The sequence below is a fragment of the Stutzerimonas sp. NM35 genome, from assembly GCF_054604355.1.
Genome location: NZ_CM137728.1, coordinates 928232 through 946681, shown reverse-complemented (window position 1 = coordinate 946681; position 18450 = coordinate 928232). Strand labels below are relative to the sequence as shown.

20 protein-coding genes are annotated in these 18450 nt (G+C 61.7%); 11 read left to right on the top strand and 9 right to left on the bottom strand.

What is annotated here, in order from left to right:
* From scpB to ACYCFC_RS04540, 5 genes are read right to left on the bottom strand one after another with little or no spacing between them, the layout of a single operon-like run.
* Positions 1-741 (bottom strand): SMC-Scp complex subunit ScpB, encoded by a 741-nt coding sequence (gene scpB, locus ACYCFC_RS04560; protein ID WP_181084384.1) that lies wholly within the window; start codon positions 739-741, stop codon positions 1-3.
* Positions 742-766: 25 nt separating this feature from the next.
* Positions 767-1585 carry a segregation and condensation protein A gene (locus tag ACYCFC_RS04555; protein WP_258189309.1) on the bottom strand — a complete coding sequence of 273 codons (819 nt, stop codon included), beginning with the start codon at positions 1583-1585 and terminating at the stop codon, positions 767-769.
* A gap of 46 nt (positions 1586-1631) precedes the next feature.
* Entirely contained in the window at positions 1632-2837 is a 1206-nt protein-coding gene (locus ACYCFC_RS04550; protein ID WP_181084576.1) for a tryptophan--tRNA ligase, read from the bottom strand.
* A gap of 56 nt (positions 2838-2893) precedes the next feature.
* The gene (locus ACYCFC_RS04545) at positions 2894-3517 is read right to left on the bottom strand and encodes an L-threonylcarbamoyladenylate synthase (protein WP_181084386.1); all 624 of its coding nucleotides are present in this window, start codon (positions 3515-3517) and stop codon (positions 2894-2896) included.
* Positions 3518-3530: 13 nt separating this feature from the next.
* Entirely contained in the window at positions 3531-4397 is an 867-nt protein-coding gene (locus tag ACYCFC_RS04540; RefSeq protein WP_459653241.1) for a PHP domain-containing protein, read from the bottom strand.
* 374 nt (positions 4398-4771) lie between these two features.
* Here ACYCFC_RS04540 and ACYCFC_RS04535 point away from each other — a divergent pair, with 374 nt between their 5' ends.
* The 5 genes from ACYCFC_RS04535 (at position 4772) to ACYCFC_RS04515 (ending at position 8412) form a co-directional block, all read left to right on the top strand.
* On the top strand, positions 4772-5071 hold the full coding sequence (locus ACYCFC_RS04535; RefSeq protein ID WP_181084390.1) for a YciI family protein: 300 nt from the start codon (positions 4772-4774) through the stop codon (positions 5069-5071).
* A gap of 79 nt (positions 5072-5150) precedes the next feature.
* Positions 5151-5537, top strand: coding sequence for a hypothetical protein (locus tag ACYCFC_RS04530; protein ID WP_181084392.1), 387 nt, complete (start codon positions 5151-5153; stop codon positions 5535-5537).
* A gap of 20 nt (positions 5538-5557) precedes the next feature.
* Positions 5558-6235, top strand: coding sequence for a response regulator transcription factor (locus ACYCFC_RS04525; protein WP_181084394.1), 678 nt, complete (start codon positions 5558-5560; stop codon positions 6233-6235).
* 131 nt (positions 6236-6366) lie between these two features.
* On the top strand, positions 6367-6777 hold the full coding sequence (locus ACYCFC_RS04520; protein ID WP_181084578.1) for a Spy/CpxP family protein refolding chaperone: 411 nt from the start codon (positions 6367-6369) through the stop codon (positions 6775-6777).
* Between the two features lie 279 nt (positions 6778-7056).
* A complete protein-coding gene (locus ACYCFC_RS04515) occupies positions 7057-8412 on the top strand; it encodes an ATP-binding protein (RefSeq protein WP_181084395.1) in 1356 nt (451 codons plus the stop codon).
* Between the two features lie 54 nt (positions 8413-8466).
* Here the strand turns inward: ACYCFC_RS04515 and ACYCFC_RS04510 are convergent, their stop codons facing one another.
* Together ACYCFC_RS04510 and ACYCFC_RS04505 are read right to left on the bottom strand one after the other, a co-directional pair.
* A complete protein-coding gene (locus tag ACYCFC_RS04510) occupies positions 8467-9039 on the bottom strand; it encodes a nitroreductase family protein (protein ID WP_181084397.1) in 573 nt (190 codons plus the stop codon).
* Positions 9040-9190: 151 nt separating this feature from the next.
* Positions 9191-9562 carry a YkgJ family cysteine cluster protein gene (locus ACYCFC_RS04505; RefSeq protein WP_181084398.1) on the bottom strand — a complete coding sequence of 124 codons (372 nt, stop codon included), beginning with the start codon at positions 9560-9562 and terminating at the stop codon, positions 9191-9193.
* Positions 9563-9753: 191 nt separating this feature from the next.
* Here ACYCFC_RS04505 and ACYCFC_RS04500 point away from each other — a divergent pair, with 191 nt between their 5' ends.
* Complete coding sequence (locus ACYCFC_RS04500) at positions 9754-11205, top strand: TrkH family potassium uptake protein (protein WP_181084399.1); 1452 nt, start codon at positions 9754-9756, stop codon at positions 11203-11205.
* Positions 11206-11212: 7 nt separating this feature from the next.
* On the opposite strand, the gene ACYCFC_RS04495 is transcribed toward ACYCFC_RS04500, so the two are convergent.
* A complete protein-coding gene (locus ACYCFC_RS04495; RefSeq protein ID WP_181084401.1) occupies positions 11213-11653 on the bottom strand; it encodes a nucleoside deaminase in 441 nt (146 codons plus the stop codon).
* Positions 11654-11822: 169 nt separating this feature from the next.
* On the opposite strand from ACYCFC_RS04495, the gene ACYCFC_RS04490 reads away from it, so the two are divergent.
* The 5 genes from ACYCFC_RS04490 to ACYCFC_RS04470 all read left to right on the top strand — a co-directional run bounded on the left by ACYCFC_RS04490 (position 11823) and on the right by ACYCFC_RS04470 (position 15833).
* Positions 11823-13211 (top strand): adenylate/guanylate cyclase domain-containing protein, encoded by a 1389-nt coding sequence (locus ACYCFC_RS04490; protein WP_459653240.1) that lies wholly within the window; start codon positions 11823-11825, stop codon positions 13209-13211.
* Positions 13212-13282: 71 nt separating this feature from the next.
* On the top strand, positions 13283-14047 hold the full coding sequence (locus tag ACYCFC_RS04485) for a helix-turn-helix domain-containing protein (RefSeq protein ID WP_459653239.1): 765 nt from the start codon (positions 13283-13285) through the stop codon (positions 14045-14047).
* Positions 14048-14174: 127 nt separating this feature from the next.
* Positions 14175-15053, top strand: a complete 879-nt coding sequence (locus ACYCFC_RS04480) for a DMT family transporter (RefSeq protein WP_459653238.1) — start codon at positions 14175-14177, stop codon at positions 15051-15053.
* A 122-nt stretch (positions 15054-15175) separates the two neighbouring features.
* A complete protein-coding gene (locus ACYCFC_RS04475) occupies positions 15176-15397 on the top strand; it encodes an AbrB/MazE/SpoVT family DNA-binding domain-containing protein (RefSeq protein WP_459653237.1) in 222 nt (73 codons plus the stop codon).
* A gap of 10 nt (positions 15398-15407) precedes the next feature.
* Positions 15408-15833, top strand: a complete 426-nt coding sequence (locus tag ACYCFC_RS04470) for a type II toxin-antitoxin system death-on-curing family toxin (RefSeq protein WP_459653236.1) — start codon at positions 15408-15410, stop codon at positions 15831-15833.
* 219 nt (positions 15834-16052) lie between these two features.
* On the opposite strand, the gene ACYCFC_RS04465 is transcribed toward ACYCFC_RS04470, so the two are convergent.
* Positions 16053-18425, bottom strand: a complete 2373-nt coding sequence (locus ACYCFC_RS04465; protein ID WP_459653235.1) for a TonB-dependent siderophore receptor — start codon at positions 18423-18425, stop codon at positions 16053-16055.
* Positions 18426-18450: the final 25 nt, after the last annotated feature.

Sequence of the window (18450 nt, the reverse complement as noted above, 5' to 3'; positions counted from 1 at the left end):
TTACTCCCGGTCTGTGGCTTGAGCCTCGTCAGGCAAATCGTCGAAGTCAGTCTTCAGGCCACTTTCCATGTTGTCCAGTTCCATCAGCAGGCTGCGGAAGCTGGGCTTCTCATCTGGCGTCTGCATTTGTGCGGCAAGGTCGGCGCGCGCCTGCAGCCCATCGGGTACCGGCGCCTCGTCCTCATCCAGCGGCAACGGCGCGGGCTCCATCTCGCGCAGCACCGCCAGCGGCGGCAACTCATCGAGATTCTTCAGGTTGAAGTGGTCGAGAAACTGCCGGGTGGTGGCGAACATCGCCGGTCGCCCCGGCACCTCGCGATGGCCGACAACGCGCACCCATTCGCGCTCCAGCAGCGTCTTGACGATCTGGCTGTTGACCGCCACGCCGCGCACGTCCTCGATCTCTCCACGGGTAATCGGCTGGCGATAGGCAATCAGCGCCAGGGTTTCCAGCAACGCCCGCGAATAACGCTGTGGCCGCTCTTCCCAGAGCCGACCGACCCAGGGCGAGAAGCGCTCGCGCACCTGCAGACGGTAGCCGCTGGCGACTTCCCTGAGCTCGAATGCACGGCCCTTGCAGGACTTGTCGAGCACCTCCAGCGCCTTGCGCAACTGCGCCGTCGAGGGGCGTTCGGCGTCCTCGAAGAGTTCGCCCATGCGCTCGATGGTCATGGGCTTGCCGGAGGCCAACAGCAGGGCTTCCAGCAGCGCGGCAAGGTCCTTGGGTTCGGAAAGATTCACAGCCTGACTCCTTCTTCGGTTGCCGTCATTCGGTGCGAAGCCGGACATGGATCGGCGCAAAAGCCTCGTTCTGCACCAGCTCGACCAGCGATTCCTTGATCAGCTCCAGCACCGCAATGAAGGTGACCACCACCCCAGCCCGCCCCTCTTCGGCGCTGAACAATGCGACGAAGGGCACGAACGCGCCACCCTTGAGGCGCTCCAGCACCTGGCTCATGCGTTCGCGGGTGGAGAGCGCTTCACGGCTGATCTGATGGCTCTCGAACATGTCGGCGCGGCGCAGCACCTCGGCCATGGAAACCAGCAACTCCTCCAGGCTGACGTCGGGCAGCAGCTTGCGCGCCCGCGCCTCGGGGGCTTCCAGGCGTGGCACATGCAGTTCGCGACCGACACGCGGCAACCCATCGAGATCCTCGGACGCGGCCTTGAAACGCTCGTATTCCTGCAAACGGCGGATCAGCTCGGCGCGCGGATCGAGCCCATCCTCCTCGACCTCCACCGAACGCGGCAGCAGCATGCGCGACTTGATCTCGGCCAGCATGGCAGCCATCACCAGATACTCGGCGGCCAACTCCAGGCGCACGCTTTTCATCAGCTCGACATAGCCCATGTACTGCCGGGTAATCTCCGCCACGGGAATGTCGAGAATGTCGATGTTCTGCTTGCGGATCAGGTACAGCAGCAGGTCCAGCGGCCCCTCGAAGGCTTCGAGAAACACCTCGAGGGCATCGGGCGGAATGTAGAGATCCTGCGGCAGTTCATTGAACGCCTCGCCGTAGACCAGCGCCAGCCGCAACTGCTCACCGGGCAGGGTGTCGACGGCCTCGGCCTGGGTTTGCTGCATGCTCTCTCCTGACAGCGATGGTGGCGTTGCTGCTGTCGAACTGTTGCTATCGATAGTTCAGCCCCATGGCCTGGCGCACCACCAGCAGCGTCTCGCGCGCTTCATCACGGGCTTGTTCGGCGCCCTCGGCGAGAATGCTGCGCACCAGGTCCGGGTTCTGCTCGTAATCCAGCGCGCGCTCCTGCAAAGGCGCGAGTTCAAGCCTGATCGCCTCGATCAGCGGCGCCTTGCATTCCAGGCAGCCAATCCCGGCGCTGCGGCAACCCTGCTCCGCCCACTGGCAGACATCCTCGCCTGAATGGACAAGATGCATCTGCCACACCGGACAACGGGTCGGCTCGCCCGGATCGTGGCGATGCACCCGTGCTGGATCGGTGGGCATGCGCTTGATCTTTTCTTCGATCTCGACCGGCGTATCGCGCAGGAAAATGGAGTTGTTGCTGGACTTGGACATCTTGCCACCATCGAGACCCGACAGCTTCGGCGTATCACCGAGCAGCGCCTGCGGCTCGGGCAGCAGCACCTTGCCCTCACCTTCCAGATAGCCGAACAGGCGTTCGCGGTCGCCAATGGTGATGGTCTGCTGATCCTTGAGCAGCGCGCGGGCCGTCTCCAGCGCCTCCAGATCGCCCTGTTCCTGATAGCTTTTGCGCAGGCTGGCGTAGAGCCTGGAGCTTTTCTTGCCAAGCTTGCGCACCGCCGCTTCCGCCTTCGCCTGAAAATCCTCTTCACCACCGTACAGATGGTTGAAGCGCCGCGCCACATCACGGGCGAACTCGATATGCGGCAGTTGGTCCGCACCCACCGGCACCAGGCCTGCGCGATAGGCGAGGATATCGGCGGCTTGCAACAGCGGATAACCCAGGAAACCGTAAGTGGCGTGCTCCCGGTGCTGCGCATCGAGCTGCTGATCCTTGTAGGACGGTACCCGTTCAAGCCAGCCCTGCGGGCAGATCATCGACAGCAACAGATGCAACTCGGCATGCTCGGGCACCTGGGACTGGACGAACAGTGTCGCCGAACTCGGGCTGACGCCGGCGGCGAGCCAGTCGATGGCCATGTCATATGTATGCCGGGAAATATCACTGCCCGTGGTGGCATCGGTGGTCAGCGCATGCCAATCCACGATGCAGAAAAAGCACTGGTACTCATGCTGCAACCTGACCCAGTTCTTCAATACGCCGTAATAGTGGCCCAGGTGAAGCCGGCCATTGGGGCGCATCCCCGAAACCACACGTCGCTGCGAATCCATGAAGCTCAAAAGGGTTTCCTTCGTTGTATCTGCAAGGGCAAGTGAAAGGAGCGATATCAGGAGGAGAAAGGCGCGGGGTCGCCGCACCCGACACGCACCACTTCGGGATCGCCGTCGACCAGGCTGATGACGGTCGAGGCCTCGGCGCCACCGTAGCCTCCGTCGATGATCAGATCCACCTGACGTTCGAGCACATCGCGCATTTCATAGGGATCGCTCATCGGTTCGGTTTCACCCGGCAGGATCAGGCTGACGCTCATCAGCGGCTCGCCCAGTTCGGTGAGCAGGGCCTGGGCAATGGGCAGCTGCGGTACCCGCAGGCCGATGGTGCGGCGCTTGGGATGCAGCAGCATGCGCGGCACTTCACGGGTCGCGCTGAGGATGATGGTGTAGGGACCGGGCAGATGCGCCTTGAGCAGGCGGAAAGCTGCCGTATCGACCTTGGCGAACAGGCCGAGCTGGGACAGATCGCTGCAGACCAGGGTGAAATTGTGCTTGTCGTCCAGCTGGCGCAGGCGACGGATGCGCTCGATACCCGCCTTGTTGCCCATGGCGCAGCCGATGGCATACGAAGAATCGGTCGGGTAGATCACCACGCCGCCCTGGCGAATGATCTCCACAGCCTGCTTGATCAGCCTGACCTGGGGATTTTCCGGATGGATCTGAAAGAACTGGCTCACGACGACTCCCTGTTCAGCGGGCAAAAGACTTGTCTGGTTCATGATCGAAATGCCTCCAGATGGGCTGCAGATCGTCCGGCAACGCGCGATACATCCCCAGTTCCGACCAGTCCCCAGGCGCATGAAAATCACTGCCGATACTGGCCATCAGACCGAACTCCCGCGCCAGAATCGACAGCCCGCCCACCTGTTCCAGCGGTTGCATGCCGTTGACCACTTCCAGCGCATGGCCACCGCCCTGGGCGAAATCGATCACCAGCCGACGCCGCTTGCTGCGGGTGAAATCGTATTGCCAGGGATGTGCCAGACTGATCCAGGCACCCGCCTCATGCAAGGTCTTCAGCGTTTCGTCGAGGCTCGGCCAGTGCTGCTTCACATCGCCGAGCTTGCCCGATCCGAGCCATTTGCGAAACGCCTCGGCATGATCACGCACATGCCCGGCACGCACCAGAAATTCCGCAAAGTGCGGGCGCGCCGGCGCGTTGCCACTGTCGCCCAGTTCCTGCTGCACGGCCCGCGCGCCTTCGAGCGCGCCCGGCATGCCCTTGGCCGCCAGGCGCTGGGCAATCGATTCGGCCCGCTGCCAGCGGCCATCACGCAAGCGGGCAATGGCTTGCTTCAGCGCATTCGCCTCACGATCGAAGGCATAGCCGAGAATATGAACGGTCGCGCCATTCCACAAGCAGGACAGCTCAATCCCGTTGACCAGGCGAATACCCAGCGAGTCGGCAGCGGCACGGGCCGCATCGAGCCCTTCGAGGGTGTCGTGATCGGTCAGCGCGAGCAGCTCGACCCCGCGCGCATGCGCCCGTTCGACCAGTACCTCAGGCGCCAGAACACCATCGGAGGCGGTGCTGTGGCAATGCAGATCGACAATCATTCGGGTGCTCATTCTCCAGAGAGGTGGCGGTAGGCAATATTCGACCACCACTGCCTGCGCGCGTGCCGTAGCCGTCGCTGACACTCGCAGGCAACGCGGACATCGCCACCGAAAACGCTGAGCGCTCAACGGCTCAATAATGTTCCGCCAAAAACACAGTTTCCGTATTATGCCGCCAGTCCATGCCTGTGGCTCTCTCCATGAACGAATCAGCGCTTCATGAGCCGCATTTGCAAAGCCAGCTGGAAGGCGAACAAGACGGGCCCATGCCATTTCATTGGCAAAAAGCCTCATGTTCGGCACATCATGGACACCGCTGTCCAACTGCCATCAGCAGTACATACAATCGAACCTGAACGATCACAGGAGATACCATGCTCTACGCCATCATCGCCACCGACCTGCCCGACTCGCTGCAACAGCGCCTGGCCTCACGCCCGGCCCACCTTGCGCGCCTCGACCAGCTCAAGAGCGAAGGCCGCCTGGTTCTGGCCGGTCCGCACCCGGCCATCGACAGCAATGATCCCGGCGCCGCCGGTTTCACCGGCAGCCTGGTGGTTGCCGAATTCGAATCGCTGCAGGCCGCCGAGCAATGGGCCGAGGCCGACCCCTACAAGGCCGCCGGCGTTTATGGTCCGGTCATCGTAAAGCCGTTCAAGCAGGTTTATCCCTGAGTATCACCTGAGGTCGTCATGTATCTGTCAGGCCGTGGCTTTCCACGGCCCATAAAAAGAAAAGGAAAGAGGAGTTCCGATGCGCCAAGGTTCGCTGTCCCTGCTGCTTGTTCTGTGTCTTGCCTCACCCCTGCTGCATGCCCAGGAAGAAACTGCCGCTCCCACCGAGCCTCAGCTCGAACCAGGACAGCCCTCGACCGAAAACGAACCGCAGCGTGCCGAGCCTGGCAGCCGCGACCCGGCCATCAACGTCGATCAGATGCAGCTGGCGCAACTGCGTCAGGAAAACCGACGCCTGCGCATGCAGTTGCATGAGGAACAGGCGAAGATACAGTCACAATCGCAGCCACAACTGCTGAACGAGCAGCAGCAATGGTTTGCCATTGGCGGCGGTGTCGGAGTGCTGGGGTTCCTGCTGGGCGTACTGACCACGCGCAGCCGTCGCCGCCGGCAATGGTTGAACTGAAAACCCATACGAGCGGATGCATGAGCGAACTGCTGCTGATAGACGATGACCAGGAACTCTGCGAGCTACTGGTCAGCTGGCTGGCCCAGGAAGGTTTCGTCGCCCACGCCTGCCATGACGGCCAAAGTGCCAGGGTGGCGTTGACCGAGCACCAGCCCAGCGCGGTGGTGCTCGACGTGATGCTGCCCGACGGCAGCGGGCTGGAACTGCTCAAGCAGTTGCGCAGCGAATATCCCGAACTGCCGGTGCTGATGCTCTCCGGTCGTGGCGAGCCACTGGATCGCATCCTCGGGCTGGAACTGGGCGCCGACGACTACCTGGCCAAGCCCTGCGATCCACGCGAACTCACCGCGCGCCTGCGGGCCGTCCTGCGTCGCAGCCAGCCGGCCAGCACGCCGAGCCAGCTGGAACTGGGCGATCTGTGCTACAGCCCGGCGCGCGGCGTGGCCAACGTCGGTGAACATGAAGTGACGCTGACGCTGTCCGAGGGTCGCATCCTCGAAGCGCTGCTCGGCCAGCCTGGTGAACCCATGGACAAACAGGCGCTGGCGCAACTGGCCCTCGGGCGCAAACTGACCCTCTACGACCGCAGTCTGGACATGCATGTCAGCAACCTGCGGCGCAAGCTCGGACCGCACCCGGACGGGCGCCAGCGCATCGTCGCCCTGCGCAGCCGCGGTTACCTTTACGCTTCCTGAGCGGCTTTACCGAGCCTTTACCCTGCCCTGACCGCCCTTGACCTTGCGCTGCCTAAACTGAGCTCATCCGGTCAAGGGCAGACACACCGCTCGCATACAGGCCGGCATCCATACACAGGAGAGTTCTCATGATGCGCAAAACCCTTATCGCACTCGCTTTCGCTTCCGCCCTCCCTGCCGTCGCCCTGGCGATGCCCGGCGCCGGTCATGACCATCACGGCGGCAAGCGCGCGCCCCACATGTTCGAGCAACTCGACCTCAGCAAGGAACAGAAGCGCGACATGCGCAAGCTGATGGGCGAACAGATGAAGAGCCGCCACGACATTACCCAGCGCTACCTGGACAAACTGCCCGAAGCCGAGCGCAAGGCCATGCAGGATGAACTGAAGAACAGCAAGCAGGAAACCCACAAGAAGATTCGCGACCTGCTCAAGCCCGAACAGCAGAAGCAGTTCGACGAAATGCACGAGAAAATGGAAGCCAAACGCGCCGAACGTGCTGAATTCAAGCAGTGGAAAGCCGAGCGCGACAGCAAGAACTGAAGAACGGGAAGAAGCAAGCGCCTTCGGCGATTCCACTCTACGAAGCTCCAACTTGCGTAGGTCGAATTAGCCGAAGGCGTAATCCGACGGGCATGCTTGCAGACAACCACAGAGCCACGACAGATAAAGCGCTTACCTCGGTGGTGTTCGATCATTCGCTCGTCGGGTTGGTGAAGCGTAACCCGGCCTACAAAGCGCCAGCATTTCCGCGGCCCTGATTTTCATAACCCGACGCTCCAATGGTAATTTCATCAACCCCTGACCTGGAGTATCTACCCGGTGCGATCCCTGTTCTGGCGCATTCTTGCGACATTCTGGCTGGCCATTGCCCTGGTCGCCGGCCTGGCCATGCTGTTGGGGCATGCGCTGAATCAGGACACCTGGATCATCAACCGCCACCCCGGCGTCAAGCAGCTCTCGCAAATCTGGACTCAGGTCTATGAACGCCAGGGGCCGATCGCCGCGCAATTCATGCTCGAACGGCACCGGCATCGCTTTCATATCGACGTCCAGGTCCTCGCCGAAAACGGCCAGCCGGTCATACGCGGCACCTTTCCGGCACGCGCCGCCGCCTTCGAGGCCCGCCAGCAAAACCAGGCCGGCCGCCTGCCCTGGCGTCGCCTGACTACCGACTACACCAGCCCGCTTTCCGGCGAAACCTACCTGTTCATCTACCGCATTCCCAACGCCGAACTGCAGGCCTGGCATCGCGACAGTCTGTTCTGGCCGCTGAGCGCGCTGGGCATCGCGCTGATCGTGCTGACCGGCTTCAGCCTGCTGCTGACCCTTTCCATCACCCGCCCGCTGGATCGCCTGCGCGGCGCGGTGCATGACCTCGGGCAGACCACGTATCAGCAGAACTCCCTGGCCCGACTGGCCAAGCGCCGTGACGAACTGGGCGTGCTGGCCAAGGATTTCAACCGCATGGGCGCCCGCCTGCAGCGCCTGATCGGCAGCCAGCGACAACTGCTGCGCGACGTTTCCCATGAACTACGCTCGCCTCTGGCACGGCTGCGCATCGCCCTGGCCCTTGCCGAACGCGCTACCCCGGTCGAACGGGAAGTTATCTGGCCACGCCTGGCCAAGGAATGCGATCGCCTGGAAGCACTGATCAGCGAAATTCTCGAACTGGCGCGACTCGACGCCGAACCCGGCGCAGCGAGCGCGGTCAGCCTGCAGCCGATCTTCCAGCAACTGGTAGAGAATGCACGCATCGTGGCACCGAACCAGCTTATAGACAGCCAGGTGCAGAGCGGCATTCCGCTGCGCGGCTGGCCCGACATGCTCGAACGGGCACTGGACAACCTGCTGCGCAATGCCTTGCGCTTCAACCCTGAAGGCATGCCCATCGAATTGCGCGCCCAGGTTGAAGCCGACTGGCTGACCCTGAGCATTCGCGATCACGGCCCCGGCGTGGACGCTGAGCACTTGACGCGCCTGAGCGAACCCTTCTTCCGCGCACCCGGCCAGACCACCGCCGGGCACGGCCTGGGCCTGGCCATCGCCCGCCGCGCCGCCGAGCGCCACGGCGGCGAACTGCTGCTGAGCAATCACCCCCAGGGCGGCTTTGTCGCCAGCCTGAAGCTGCCGCTCAATGCCTCGCCGGAATCAGTCAGGCTGCCCGAGCAAGCATGACTGCAGGGCCGAATTCCTTCGGCCTTTTGCATCTGTGGCCGAACAAGTTCGGCCCTACAGAATAATTTTCCCGTTCCACTGACTGACAAAATCCTTCGGCTCCAGCACCGGCGGCTTGCGCAAGCCGCCTTCCGGCGTGCCCAGATAGATAAATCCCAGCAACTGTTCGCCCGCCGACAGCCCCAGCCCTTCGGCGACATACCGGTCATAGGCGAACTCCCCCGTGCGCCACACCGCGCCCAGCCCCTGCGCATGAGCCGCCAGCAGCAAACCGTGGGCCGCACAGCCCACAGCGAGCAGTTGTTCGACTTCGGGCACCTTAGGATGCGTTACCGGGCAGGCAATCACCGCCACCAGCAGCGGCGCGCGTAGAGGCATCTTGCGCGGCTTGTGCAGCACTTCATCCGAGGCATCCGGCTGGCGCTGGCGCAGGGCTTCGGCCAGTAGCTCGCCCAGGTGCTCGCGCGCCTCACCCTCAATGGTGAGAAAACGCCAGGGTCGCAACTGCCCATGATCAGGCGCCCGCAGCGCAGCACGGAACATCAGCTCCAGCTGCGCAGCCGTCGGCGCCGGATCGACCAGCCGGGTGACCGAAACACGATTGAGCAACAGGTCGAACGCATCCATCCACCATCTCCTCATTCAGATTCACAGGTCGTTTTTCAACGACCTGTCAGCCCCGACGATTGATATCGAGACCTGTATAAGGAAGACAGCTTACCGGTGATGACTCCAACTCCGAAGCCCGCCAGGCACCAGGCACGGAATCGTCTCGCCCTCACGCCACCCGATCAGGCGATACCTGCGGTGCCAGAGGGGGTGTCAGCGGTGGCAGACCATGAGCTGCGCGGGCCGCATCGCAGTGGGCATTGTGCTGGCCGTCGACCCAGGAAGCCTCGAATTCGCGGCATGTGCTCGAGCGCTGCTCATAAAGGGTGCAGCGCACGCCGCAGCCCACATCGCCCATCAGCCCGACGCAACGCGCCGGCTTGGCCTCGGTGCCCTGCATCGCAACGTGAAAGGGACTGATCTGCACGGTGGCGCCATCCGGTACCGTACCGCCGGACGAGGCGCATTCGCCCCAGAAGAAAGACACGCGAAAATACGCGCAGCAGGCACCGCACGTGAGGCAGGGATTGTCGATCGACATGGATGATGAACACCAGAAAGCCGGCAAAGGGCCGGCGCCAGAGCGGCTATTTTATTCACCGCCACGCGCCCGAGAAAAGCCTCCCGGCAGGGCACCGCGAAAGTTTTTTCAACCATTCGATCAGCGGTTTACTGCCGTTGCCACACGGGTAGAATGTCGGCCTTCCTCATAGTGCCGAGCCCTCCACACACATGGCCTTGCCGACGCTGCGCATCATCGGTTTCATTCTCGGCATTTTCCTGATTACCCTGGCCGTCAGCATGGTGGTGCCGATGCTGGCGCTGCTCGCGTTCGAGCGCACCGACGACCTGCACGCATTCATCTGGGCCAGCCTGATCACTTTCGGCTGTGGCTTCGCCCTGGTCCTGCCCGGCAGGCCGGCCAATACCAATCTGCGCCCGCGCGACATGTATTTCCTGACCACGGTGAGCTGGCTGAGTGTGTGCTGCTTCGCCGCCCTGCCGATGATGCTGATCCATCACATCAGCTACACCGATGCCTTTTTCGAAACCATGTCAGGCATCACCACCACGGGCGCGACGGTGATCTCCGGCCTGGATAGTGCCTCTCCCGGCCTGCTCATGTGGCGCTCCCTGCTGCACTGGCTCGGCGGCATCGGCTTTATCGGCATGGCGGTGGCGATCCTGCCGCTGTTGCGCGTGGGTGGCATGCGCCTGTTCCAGACCGAATCCTCGGACTGGTCGGAGAAGGTCATGCCGCGCTCGCACATGGCAGGCAAGTACCTGCTCGTCATCTACGTGATCTTCACTCTGGCGGCTTACGTGGCTTTCCGGATGGCCGGCATGGGTGCCTTCGATGCCATCAATCACGCCATGTCCACCGTGGCGACCGGTGGCTACTCGACCTCCGACGCCTCGCTGGGCAAGTTCAGCCCGGCGGCGCACTGGGTGGCTATCGTGTTCATGATTCTGGGCAGCCTGCCCTTCACCCTCTATGTCGCCACGGCGCGAGGCAATCACGGCGCGCTACTGCGTGATCAGCAGGTACGCGGCTTCCTGATCCTGCTGGCGATCACCAGCCTGCTCTTCAGCGGCTGGTACTGGATCAACCATGACGACAGCCTGCTCGATTCGCTGCGAATCGTGACCTTCAGCGTGGTCTCGGTGGTCACCACCACCGGCTTCGCGGTAAATGATTACACCCAGTGGGGCGGCTTCGCGGTGATGGTCTTCTTCTACCTGACCTTTATCGGCGGCTGTTCGGGCTCGACCTCCGGCGGCTTGAAGATGTTCCGCTTCCAGGTCGCCTATGCGCTGTTGCGCGCCAACCTGCAGCAACTCGTGCACCCGCGCGCGGTCATCCGCCAGCAATACAACGGGCACAATCTCGATGAGGAAATCGTCCGGTCCATCCTGACCTTCTCGTTCTTCTTCACCATGACCATCGGCGTGCTGGCCCTGTGCCTGGCGATGCTCGGGCTCGATCCGCTCACCGCGCTCACGGGCGCGGCATCGGCAGTGTGCAACGTCGGCCCCGGCCTGGGTTCGGTCATCGGCCCGGCGGGTAATTTCTCGCCGCTGCCGGATGCCGCGAAATGGCTGCTTTCCGCCGGCATGCTGCTCGGACGACTGGAAATCATCACCGTGCTGGTGCTATTGACCCCGGCCTTCTGGCGCCATTGAGCATTGGTTATGGTTCGCCGATGTCTTCGTTCCACAGTTCGGGACTGCTTTCGATAAAACCCCGCATCATCGCCACACAGCCCGGGTCCTGCAGCACTTCGACCTTCACCCCGCGTTCGCGCAGCAAATTCTCCTCGCCCAGGAAGGTCTGGTTCTCGCCGATCACGATCCTGGGAATGCCATAGAGCAGGATGGCGCCGCTGCACATCGCACACGGCGACAGGGTGGTGTAAAGAACCGACTCGGCATACACGCCAGCCGATTGCCGCCCGGCATTCTCGAAAGCATCCATCTCGCCGTGCAACACCGCACTGCCTTGCTGAACCCGGCGATTATGCCCACGCCCGATGATCTTCCCGCGATGGACGATCACCGAACCAATGGGAATGCCGCCTTCAGCCAGCCCCTGCCGCGCCTCTTCGATTGCCGCCTGCATGTATATGTCCATCCGCTGCTTCCTCGTATCCAAGAGTCATTTCGGGTGCTGCCTGGCCAAATCACTGGTTTGGCGCAACCTCGGCGACTTGTTATGATCGCCCCACTTACACTGGCGATGCGCAGCAACTTACAACGGGCGCATGCCAGAGCGCAGGCCTTTCCAGGGATAGCCATCATAGATGCCAACCGTGACCGGTGAACGGCGTAACGGCCTTGCGACCCGACCGCTGCGAGAGTACTACGCCAGGGTACTTGCCTATCTGACCTGCGCGGCCACGCTGGCCGCCGGCGTTTATACCCAGTACTTTGCCATCGAACTCCTGTGGATGGTGCCGTACACCCTTCTCTACCCGCATTTCGCCTATCACCTGAGCTATCGATTCAAGCGTGAGCACCCGGAGCGGACTTCACAAGTGCTGCTCTGCCTCGACGCCTTGAATGCCGGTGCGGGCATCGTGCTGTTCGGTGGTGCGCTGGTGCCCAGCCTGATGTTCCTGCTGACGCTGAGCTTCAGCGCCCTGGTGATCGGCAGCCTGCGGCATTGGCTGATGACACTGCTGCTGGTCCTCGCCGGCATTGGCATGACCAGCCTGCTGGTACCTCTGCAGTTCAGCGGCACGACCCCGGTGCTGGTCTCGGCGGTAAGCATTTTGTTCACCACGCTGTACATCTGCATCACCGCCTATTACGTGCACCAGCAGGGCGTACATCTGGCGCAAGTGCGTCACGAAGTGGAAGCGGAACAGGCCAAGGCCGCGCGGCTGGCCCGCAACCTGGCCAAATACCTCTCGCCGCAGGTGTGGGAATCGATCTTCTCCGGCAAGCGCAGCGTGCGCCTGGAAACCCAGCGCAAGAAGCTCACGGTGTTCTTTTCGGATATCAAGGGTTTCACCGAACTGTCAGAAGAACTCGAAGCCGAAGCCCTGACCGACCTGCTCAACAACTACCTCAACGAGATGTCGAAGATCACCCTCAAGTACGGCGGCACCATCGACAAGTTCGTCGGGGACTGCGTGATGGTGTTCTTCGGCGACCCCACCAGCCAGGGGGCCAAGAAGGATGCGGTGGCGGCCGTCTCGATGGCCATCGCCATGCGCAAGCACATGAAGGTGCTGCGCCAGCAGTGGCGCGCCCAGGGCATCACCAAGCCCATGGAAATCCGCATGGGCATCAATACCGGCTACTGCACGGTCGGCAACTTCGGCGCCGATACGCGCATGGACTACACCATCATCGGTCGCGAAGTGAACCTGGCCAGCCGCCTGGAAAGCTCCGCCGAAGCCGGCGAGATCCTCATCTCCCACGAGACCTATTCGCTGGTCAAGGACGTGATCATGTGCCGCGACAAGGGTCAGATCGCCGTCAAGGGCTTTTCCCGTCCGGTGCAGATCTACCAGGTAGTGGATTTCCGCCGCGACCTGGGCGCGACCAGCAGCTTCGTCGAACACGAACTGCCTGGCTTCTCCATGTACCTGGATACCAATGGCGTACAGAACTTCGACAAGGAACGCGTGATCCAGGCGCTCAACCAGGCGGCGGACAAGCTGCGCGACAAGGTCATCATGTAATTCGACGATGTCGCTGGTTGCGGTTCCGGACTGCCGAGCGAGCCACCGTCCCGATGTCGTCGAGGTCACCGATGCCACCCATCCTTTCGCTGCGCCATTACAACCAGGACCAGATCGTCCACAGTCATCAGCACACCCAATTGGTGTTCGGCCTGCGTGGGCAACTGGATTTCGAAATGAATGGTCGTGGCAGCCGCATCCAGCAGCAATCAATGGCAATCGTACCGAGCGATGTACGCCATGCCTGCGGCAGCGCGGTGGGTAGCCAGTGCCTGATTCTGGACATTCCTGACAATGGCTGGCTGCAGCGGCGACTTGGCCACCACTCCGAACCTGGACGACGACTGCTGGCGCAGCCTGCGGCGCTGCATCTGAACCCGGCACAAAGCCAACTGGTCGGTTGGCTGGCAGCCAGCCCGATCAACGATCCGGTCATCAGCGAACAAGGCGCCGCACTGCTCCTGGCCAGCCTTGCCGGTGGTTGCGAGCCAGTCATGCAGAGCAGCCCGCTTCCTCTGGCAGCGATTCATGCCCATGTCGACCGTCACCTGGCGCATCCCCTTGCCGTCAGGGATCTGGCCCGCTTAGCCGGCCTTTCGGTGCCGCGCTTTCATGCCCGCTTCGTCAGCGAGACCGGCATGACGCCCATGGAGTTCGTCCGACGCCGGCGCGTGCAACAGGGTCGCGAACTGTTGATCAGCACTCGGCTTGCCGTTGGGGAAATTGCTGCTCGGGTCGGATATGCCTCGCAAAGCGCCTTTACCGCCGCCCTCAACCGTGAGTTCGGTCGTACCCCGAGAGCGCTGCGCCGCGAGTCGCTCGACAATTGCCGATAGGGCTGCGACAGACGGCCCACACGGCGGGCCTTACCATGGGCCAATAGAAATCATGGCAGCGCCAGGCGCGCCCGTACCGAGGTTGCATGATCGGCTTCAGATTTTCTCCCGCACCGGGCAACCACCCATGACCCGCCGCAACGCCCTGCTGGCGATCCACTTCGGCGCGCTGATGTTCGGCCTCTCCGGGGTATTCGGCAAACTGGCTGAAAGCGCCCCGCTCACCATCACCTTCGGTCGTGCCCTGTTCGCGGTCCTCGCGCTGCTGCTGGCGGCCCGGTTTCTGCGCAGCAGCGGCGCACGCCCCAGCTGGCGTCAACGTGGCGGCCTGTTGTTCGGCGGCTTACTGCTGGGCGGTCACTGGCTCACCTTCTTTATCGCAGTGAAAATCGCCGGAGTAGGCATCGCCACCCTGGGCTTCGCCAGCTTCCCGGCCTTTACCCTGCTGCTGGAGGGGCTCCTGTTCCGCGAACGCACACGCCCGATCGAATTCGCCATGGTGGGCCTGGTCTGCGCGGGCCTGCTGCTGGTCACGCCGGCGTTCGATCTGGCCAGCGAAAACACGGTCGGCCTGCTCTACGGCATTCTCTCCGGCCTGCTGTTCGCCCTGCTGTCGTTGCTCAACCGCGCGGTTACCCGCGGTATCGATCCGGTGCAGGCCGCGCTCTGGCAGAACGGCATCATCCTGCTGTGCCTGCTGCCTCTGAGCTGGAACTCGCTACCCGAGGTTCCGCCACTGGACTGGCTCTGGCTGGTGCTGCTCGGTGTGTTCTGCACCGGCCTTGCGCACAGCCTGTTCGTCGCCAGCCTGAAGGTGCTGAAAGCGCGAACCACCTCGGTGATCTTCGCCCTGGAACCGGTATACGGCATCGCCTTTGCCTGGTGGCTGTTCAACGAACGGCCCACCCTGGGCATGGCGGCGGGCGGCGCCCTGATCATTCTCGCGACGGTGATCACCAGCCGCCTGAAAAGCGCAGCGCCGCCCAGGGCAGCCAACGCGGACTGAATCAGAGTCGGCGGTCGTTTTGCCTGAAGCAGGCCTCGACGCACCGTCCGTTCATGTTCCGTTGCATACTGCCGGCATCAGGTTATACCATCCGTACTAACACCATTTCAGAGGCTCTCACCATGAAGCTCAAGATCACCTCCATCGGCAATTCCGCCGGTGTCATCCTGCCGAAGGAAATACTGGCGCGCCTGCGCCTGGAGAAGGGAGACGAGCTGTACGCCCTGGAAACGCCGGACGGCCTCAAACTCAGCGTATTCGACCCCACGCTGGCCGAGCAGATGGAAGTGGCCGAGCAAGTCATGCGCGAAGACCGGCAGGTTCTGCACAAACTGGCACAGTGAGGATCGCAGCATGATCGTCTGGATCGGTAAGGCACTGGCCCTGGCCATTCACGACCGCCAACTGGCCGAGCATGGCGGTGGCAGCGGTGTACGCGACGAAGGCCTGCTCGACTCGGCCCTGGCCCGACCGCAGCAGCTCCATACCTATGGCGAACCCGCGCCGGATCTGGCCGATCTCGCCGCCAGCCTGGCCTTCGGTCTGGCCCGCAATCACCCCTTCGTCGATGGCAACAAGCGCACGGCGCATGTCTGCTATCGCGTGTTCCTTCAGCTCAACGACTGCAAGCTGGTTGCCAGCGACGAAGAAAAATATGCCGCCATGATCGGCCTGGCCGAAGGCTCCATCGACGAAGCCGAATTCGCCCGCTGGCTGCGCAGCCGAATCGTTATCGACAGACCGGGTGAGATGCAGGAAACGGCGAGCCGGTATCGCTGATCGCGTATGGCGTTCCGGCGTGTTGACTGAGTCCGTAGGCGTATTAGCCGAAAGCGTAAGCCGACCTACAAAGTTTGATCTGCCTTACCGCATTGGAGTGCTCTCAGTGAAGAGCTCCGTGCTGCAATCTAGTTCGTCATGAAGTAGAAACAGCCTCTCTGTGACGACCGTTCGGCGGCTTAAGCAAGGGCAGCATCGCTGCCCTTGCTCATCCCCTGGTCAGAAACTGTACTTCATCGACGCCGTAAGGTTTCGCGGGGCGCCGAATATGCCGTAGTTGCTGGCGACTGTAGAGTAGTGCTCTTTGTCCAGAGCATTGTTCAAATTGAATGATATGGACAAGTTCTCATCTACCTCATAGCGCGTCATCAAGTTGACCAGTGCCACGCTGCCTTGTCGGTAGTTGATACTCTCATCGCTATGAATCGCACTTTGCCAGTTAACCCCACCACCCACTGTGACCTTGTTCCAGGCGCCATGCAGGCGATAGGTTGTGAACATCTTCAGGCTGTGGCTCGGCAGTCGTCTGAGGGTGCGTTCCCCGTTCTCGTCTTCCGATCGTGCATAAGCGTAACCGGCACCAGCCTGCCAGCCTGTGGCTAACTCTCCATTAATTTCAAGTTCCACTCCGCGAGTTCGAGTCTCGCCGTACGTTTGATATTGGCGGTCATCGCGGTTCCAGAACGCCAGGTTTTCAACGTCCATCTGAAATAGTGCGAGGCTGGAGGTCAACCGTCCATCGTAAAAGCCTGCCTTGACACCCACTTCATAGCCTTCGCCTTGTTCAGGGTCTGGAGTAGCCCCAGGAGCGCCATACAGGTACACGACTCCATCTTGCGGCTGGAAGATTCTTGTATAGCTGCCATACACCGACCAAGTGTCGTCCAGCGCATGGACAAGTCCCACGTAGGGGACAAACACCTCTTCTTTACGCTGGCTCGATTCTTCATCCAGTTTCCAGTCTGCGCTCCGACCGCCGAGCAGCAGGCTGGTAGCATCGCTGAGTTGGAAGCGGGCGTTAAGGTAGGCACTGTACAGACGCTCTCGAGAGCTCCAATCACCCGTATTGATGAAGGTGGGCTTGGGTACTGTGTCCACCCAATCGTAGATGTTGAAATCAGTGGGGTAATTGGACAAGTCCTGATCATAGTTGTCGCTCTCTAAGCGGCTACGCGTCAGAGTGATGCCGGTGATCAACTCGTGGTCTCGCCCGAACAGGGAAAAAATACCGCTCGTATAGGCGTCCAGATTGTTCTGACGGGTTTTCCCTTTCGAATGCCATGGCCATAGCTCCATGCCATCTCCAGTCGCTGCATCGACATTGCTCCCAATCCCCAGCTCGAGGAGATCTTTCCGATATTGCGTATGACTATATTCTACCTTGCCTACCCAGCCCGCTCCGAAACGCTGCTCAAGCGAGGCGAAGAAGCTGTTTGAGTCTTGATCGTAGTAGCTCCATTTAGGTGTTGCGTTGTCTGAAGGAGAAAGCTTGATGCGTTGGCCATTGGAGAAGAAAAAGGGACGTCCCTGTATCGGCGAGTCAGTCTTCTGGGTCATATGACTGAAGCCAATGGTAAGCAGTGTTTGGTCGCTCAAGTCGAATTCACTGATACCGTAGAGCGCCAGATTCTTCTGGTCAAAATGATCGACCCAGGCGCCATGCTGGTTGGAGTCCACGACGAAGCGGGCACGAACCGTGCCGCCCTCGTTGAGTGCATCGGAAACGTCCATACCAAGCCCATAACGATCCCAACTACCGACTTGGGCGGTGAGTGATTTCTGCGACGTGTAGGTCGGCCGCTTGCGAAGAAGATTGATCGTTGCGGCAGGCGTGCCCAGCCCATTTATGATGCCTGTCGCGCCGCGGATTACTTCGATGCGGTCATAAGCCGCTGTGTTCGTCAGAAAGGGGGCAATGGTGGCCGATGTTGGTACCCCGTCGATCTGGTAATTGCGCAGGCGGGAGCCACGCGCATAGAAGTCAATGCTGTCTTCCCCTTTCCCGATGGAATTCCTTTGGACGAAAATGCCTGGAGTAGCCTCCAGTGCATCGACCAAGATATCCAGCTTCTGGTCATCCAATCGCTGTCGCGTCAGCACAGTGATGGCTTGTGGCGTTTCCTGCGGCGTCAGGTTCAGGCGTGTAGAACTGCTGGTTGAATAGGTGGTGTAGGAGCCGGTTCCCTCGGTGATCGAGCCAGGTGCCTTGCCGGAAATAGTCATCGACGGCAGTTCCAGAGTGCTCGTCGCCAGCAATCGGCGCAATTCGTAGCGTTCGGTATCAATTTGCACCGCTTCGAGCCCGCTGCCGGACAGCAGGATGACCAGCGCCTCCCCCACCCCGTAGCTGCCCCGCAGCGCCTGACTGTGCTTGTCGTCGGCCAGGTCGGCAGCGCCGGCCAGGTAGATACCGGCCTCGGCGGCGAACTGGCTGAGGCGGCTGGCCAGCGGGCCGGCGGGAATGTCGTAGTGCTGCTGGATCTGCTCGCTCGCCGCGCTGGCCGGGAGTGGCAGCACGCCGAGTGCTGCAAAAGCCAGGGGCACGGCCAGTGCGAGGGGACGCAGGACAAAGCTGAAAGAACCTGATGACATGCGGGTTTTCCTTGCTGTTCGAGTT

Excerpts from the sequence above, each read along its gene's own strand:
- ACYCFC_RS04555 (WP_258189309.1), bottom strand. The coding sequence starts at position 1,585 with ATGCAGCAAACCCAGGCCGAGGCCGTCGACACCCTGCCCGGTGAGCAG.
- ACYCFC_RS04540 (WP_459653241.1), bottom strand. The coding sequence starts at position 4,397 with ATGATTGTCGATCTGCATTGCCACAGCACCGCCTCCGATGGTGTTCTG.
- ACYCFC_RS04475 (WP_459653237.1), top strand. The coding sequence starts at position 15,176 with ATGAAGCTCAAGATCACCTCCATCGGCAATTCCGCCGGTGTCATCCTG.
- ACYCFC_RS04530 (WP_181084392.1), top strand. The coding sequence starts at position 5,151 with ATGCGCCAAGGTTCGCTGTCCCTGCTGCTTGTTCTGTGTCTTGCCTCA.
- ACYCFC_RS04535 (WP_181084390.1), top strand. The coding sequence starts at position 4,772 with ATGCTCTACGCCATCATCGCCACCGACCTGCCCGACTCGCTGCAACAG.
- ACYCFC_RS04500 (WP_181084399.1), top strand. The coding sequence starts at position 9,754 with ATGGCCTTGCCGACGCTGCGCATCATCGGTTTCATTCTCGGCATTTTC.
- ACYCFC_RS04510 (WP_181084397.1), bottom strand. The coding sequence starts at position 9,039 with ATGGATGCGTTCGACCTGTTGCTCAATCGTGTTTCGGTCACCCGGCTG.
- ACYCFC_RS04470 (WP_459653236.1), top strand. The coding sequence starts at position 15,408 with ATGATCGTCTGGATCGGTAAGGCACTGGCCCTGGCCATTCACGACCGC.
- ACYCFC_RS04465 (WP_459653235.1), bottom strand. The coding sequence starts at position 18,425 with ATGTCATCAGGTTCTTTCAGCTTTGTCCTGCGTCCCCTCGCACTGGCC.
- ACYCFC_RS04490 (WP_459653240.1), top strand. The coding sequence starts at position 11,823 with ATGCCAACCGTGACCGGTGAACGGCGTAACGGCCTTGCGACCCGACCG.
- ACYCFC_RS04520 (WP_181084578.1), top strand. The coding sequence starts at position 6,367 with ATGCGCAAAACCCTTATCGCACTCGCTTTCGCTTCCGCCCTCCCTGCC.
- ACYCFC_RS04480 (WP_459653238.1), top strand. The coding sequence starts at position 14,175 with ATGACCCGCCGCAACGCCCTGCTGGCGATCCACTTCGGCGCGCTGATG.
- ACYCFC_RS04550 (WP_181084576.1), bottom strand. The coding sequence starts at position 2,837 with ATGGATTCGCAGCGACGTGTGGTTTCGGGGATGCGCCCCAATGGCCGG.
- ACYCFC_RS04505 (WP_181084398.1), bottom strand. The coding sequence starts at position 9,562 with ATGTCGATCGACAATCCCTGCCTCACGTGCGGTGCCTGCTGCGCGTAT.
- ACYCFC_RS04485 (WP_459653239.1), top strand. The coding sequence starts at position 13,283 with ATGCCACCCATCCTTTCGCTGCGCCATTACAACCAGGACCAGATCGTC.
- ACYCFC_RS04525 (WP_181084394.1), top strand. The coding sequence starts at position 5,558 with ATGAGCGAACTGCTGCTGATAGACGATGACCAGGAACTCTGCGAGCTA.
- ACYCFC_RS04495 (WP_181084401.1), bottom strand. The coding sequence starts at position 11,653 with ATGGACATATACATGCAGGCGGCAATCGAAGAGGCGCGGCAGGGGCTG.